Raw genomic sequence first — 4,023 nt, 5'->3', positions numbered from 1 at the left:
ATTGCGGACCAGCTTGTTTAGCTATGATTGCAAAATATTATGGCAGAAATTTAGATGTAAATGAAGTTAGAACCAAAACACAATTAAACAAAGAAGGGGTTAATTTTCTGGGGATTGCTAATACTGCAGAAGAATTAGGCTTAAAAACCCTGAGCATTACAATACATTTTGAAAAACTTTTAAAAGAAGCACCTCTTCCATGTATTGTTTACTGGAACCAAAACCATTTTGTAATTGTTACACCTAATTCAAATCTAAAGAAAATTGAGATAGCCGACCCTGCATATAATATAATTAAATATACTAAAGAAGAATTTTGTAAAAACTGGCTGCAAACAACTGATGATGTTCCGGGAATTGCTTTACTTTTAGAACCAACTCCGGAATTTTATCAACAAAAAGAGACCAAAGCCCTTGGAATAAGCTGGAGCTTTTTGTTAAGTTATGTGAATCAATACAAAAGGTATTTTTTTCAATTAACTTTAGGCTTAGTAATAGCATCTGCTTTGCAATTGGTATTTCCTTTTCTTACGCAAAGTATTGTAGATATTGGCATCAACACCCGTAACCTTCAGTACATTTATATCATACTCTTTGCGCAACTTTTTCTATTTATCGGTCGTGTCGTTACAGAATTTATACGCAGTCATTTGCTTTTACATATTGGTACAGGTATTAACATCGCCATTCTCTCTGATTTCTGGATAAAGTTGATGCAATTGCCTTTATCTTATTTTGACGCAAAAAAAACAGGAGATACACTACAAAGAATTGGCGACCACAGTAGAGTACAGCAGATTTTAACAACAGGTTCTTTAAATGTTCTTTTCTCAATAATCAGTTTACTTATTTTTTCAATAGTCTTGCTTTTGTATAATGCACCCGTTTTTTTAGTATTCGTTACCGGCAGTGTTTTATATTTCTTTTGGATTCGATTTTTTCTAAAATATCGCCGAAAATTAGATATAGAACGTTTTAAACTGGCAAGCAAAGAAAATACAGCTACTATGCAAATGGTACATAGTATGCAGGAAATACGCCTAAACAATTGCGAAAAATCCAAACGCTGGGAGTGGGAACGATTACAGACTGCTTTATTTAAACTCAGTTTTAAAACTTTACAAATAAGCCAATATCAGTATGCAGGAGCATTTTTGATTAATGAAGGTAAAAATATAATTATCACTTTTTTTGTTGCTAAAGCTGTAATTGAGGGTCAGTTAACACTGGGTGCCATGTTGGCGATTCAATACATCATCGGTCAGTTAAACAGTCCTGTTGAGCAACTGATTGGGTTTATACAGCAGGCACAAGATGCCAAACTATCATTAGAACGCCTTAATGAAATACATAGTTTAGCGAATGAGGAATATAAAGAAAGTAACTTGCAACAAAGTTTACCCTCTGATAAATCCATCCATATATCAAATGTTTCTTTTACCTATACAGGTGCAGGCAACGAGCCAGTATTACAAAACATTAATTTAATGATACTGGAGAACAAAGTAACAGCCATCGTAGGTATGAGTGGTAGTGGCAAAACCACTTTATTGAAACTACTTTTAAAGTTTTACGAAAACTATAAGGGAGATATCAGGATTGGCGAAACAAATATCAAATACATCAGCCATAGATTTTGGCGGAGCCAATGCAGTAGTGTGTTACAAGATGGCTATATCTTTAATGATACCATAGCCAAAAATATAGCCTTACATGATGAGCAAATCAATCAACAGCAATTGATACATGCCTGTAAGGTAGCTAATATTCTTTCTTATATTGAAAGTCTGCCTTTAGGTTTTAATACAAAAATCGGGGCAGAAGGAATAGGCATCAGCCAAGGACAAAAGCAAAGAATATTAATTGCCAGAGCGGTTTACAAAAACCCCGAGTATATTTTTTTTGATGAAGCAACCAATGCCTTAGATGCAAACAATGAAAAAAGGATATTGGAAAGCCTACAATCATTTTTCAAGAACAAAACAGTAGTTGTAGTAGCACATCGTTTAAGTACTGTAAAAAACGCTGATAAAATAGTAGTGTTGCATGAGGGCAGAATAGTAGAAGAAGGAACACATGAAGAGCTTGCCTTAGAAAAAGGATACTATTACGAATTAGTGAAAAACCAGTTAGAATTAGGAAACTAAAGTTTTTACATTATGCCGATAGTTGTAAATGAGAATGGAGACATTAGCGGTTTATCTGAATCATTTCATTTAAGAAGTGATGAGGTTCAGGAATTCATCAGTCGAAAACCAATTTTTTTTATCCGTTGGGGTACTGTTTTATTCTTTATTATTATAATAATAATGGTAATTGTTTGCAGGTATATTCAATACCCAGATACAGTAATCTGTAAAGCACGTTTGAGTAGTCTGAATGCTCCGAAAGAGGTAGTTACCAGAACAGAAGGAAAATTACAACAACTACTCGTAAACAATGGCGACAGCGTAAAACAAGGGGATGCATTAGCATATATGGAAAGTATTGCTAATCCTAAATCAATAACACTTATTAAAGCAAATCTGGATTCCATCTTAGCATACATACGCCAGAATAAATCTGATCAAATTATCAAATTCTTTCCAAATTACTCCAGTCAGAATTATTTGAGTGATCTGGGAGAAATACAGCAACCCTTTCAAATATTTATGCAAAGCTTTATTAGCTTTAAGGATTTTATCAGTAAGGGTTTTTATTTACGTAAACGCTCCATGCTGCAAACCGACCTGAACAACGTTACCCGCTTACATTCCATTCTAATAGAGCAAAAATTACTTTTAGAAAGAGATGTGGCTTTATCTAAACAAACATTTGAGGCAAACAAATCACTTGCACAAAGTAAAGTTATTTCAGCACTAGATTATCGTAATGAAGAAAGCAAGCTTATTTCTAAACAACTAAGCCTACCGCAGATAAAATCTGCTATTGTCAGCAATGAAAGCCAGCAAAATGACAAAAGAAAAGAAATTGCCGAATTAGAGAACCAAATCAGTGTTCAAAAAAATACTTTCATACAGGCTTTACAATCATTAATCAGTCAGGTTGAACAATGGGAATTTAAATATGTACTGAAATCACCAATTGACGGACGTGTACAAATGGCAGGATTTTATCAGCAAAACCAGTTTATAAAATACGGACAATTATTGTTTTATATACATGAAAAAAGCACTCAATATTTTGCCGAAATGTTTATACCACAATATAATTTTGGTAAAGTAAATACCCAGCAAGATGTACTATTAAAATTTCAGGCTTATCCCTATGAACAGTTTGGTAGTGTAACAGGAAAAATAGAATATATTAGTCAAACACCTACAGACAGTGGCTATCTATCCAAAGTAATCCTTCCAAATGGCTTAATGACGAACTATGGCAAATCACTTCAATATCAGTTCGGTTTATTTGCTCAGGCAGAAATTATAACAGAAAAAATGCGATTGTTAGATCGGTTCTATTATAACATTCGTAAGTTGGTCAACAGATAATGGAGTTGCTTACCAACATTATTGATAGTTGAATGATTGTAGTTTATCTTAATATATAAATTAATGATTTTTTTATATATTGTGTTTATTTAAATTTTATAATTAAAGTTCCTAGATTCATTCAATATGTTTGAAAATTAGAATTTAAATGAGTGTTATTATTAGTTTTATATTCAGAGTTTGTATAGCATTCAATATGGTCATATTAGCGGCAATAATATGGTGATGTTTGCGGTGATGCGGACTTTGACGAATAACATAATTGTGGCGAGGCTCAATGGCTTCAATAACGGCATGCTGCTCAGGGCCGGGCTCAATGCTAATGTTCACCACATCACCAACTGCAATGGGATTGGTAGAAGTAAATCCCTCAATTTTGAACACCCCTTTTATACGGGCAGCATAAAACCGTCCATCCTCTGCTTTTACCTGGTACCAGCTACCCGTTGATTTATATACAGTTGCCTTCATGCAATACAATAAGGCTGTAAGATAAAGAGAACTGAGAAATTTTCTGCGTTGAATGTGTGGA

The 4,023-nt window shown here is 33.7% G+C and carries 2 protein-coding genes and 1 pseudogene; 2 read left to right on the top strand and 1 reads right to left on the bottom strand.

All coding sequences use genetic code 11. The features are described from left to right. A partial coding sequence (locus LX80_RS14255) for a peptidase domain-containing ABC transporter (protein WP_111297318.1) occupies positions 1–2,147 on the top strand: 2,147 nt, incomplete at its 5' end. 12 nt (positions 2,148–2,159) lie between these two features. Then, entirely contained in the window at positions 2,160–3,491 is a 1,332-nt protein-coding gene (locus LX80_RS14250) for an HlyD family efflux transporter periplasmic adaptor subunit (protein WP_111297317.1), read from the top strand. Between the two features lie 144 nt (positions 3,492–3,635). Here the strand turns inward: LX80_RS14250 and LX80_RS14245 are convergent. Further along, positions 3,636–4,023, bottom strand: a pseudogene (locus tag LX80_RS14245) (hypothetical protein); the annotation flags it as partial.

The sequence above is a fragment of the Hydrotalea sandarakina genome, from assembly GCF_003254115.1.
GTDB classification, from domain to species: domain Bacteria; phylum Bacteroidota; class Bacteroidia; order Chitinophagales; family Chitinophagaceae; genus Hydrotalea; species Hydrotalea sandarakina.
Note: the sequence above shows the minus strand (reverse complement) of the source record. Positions and strands in the feature narration are given on the sequence as shown.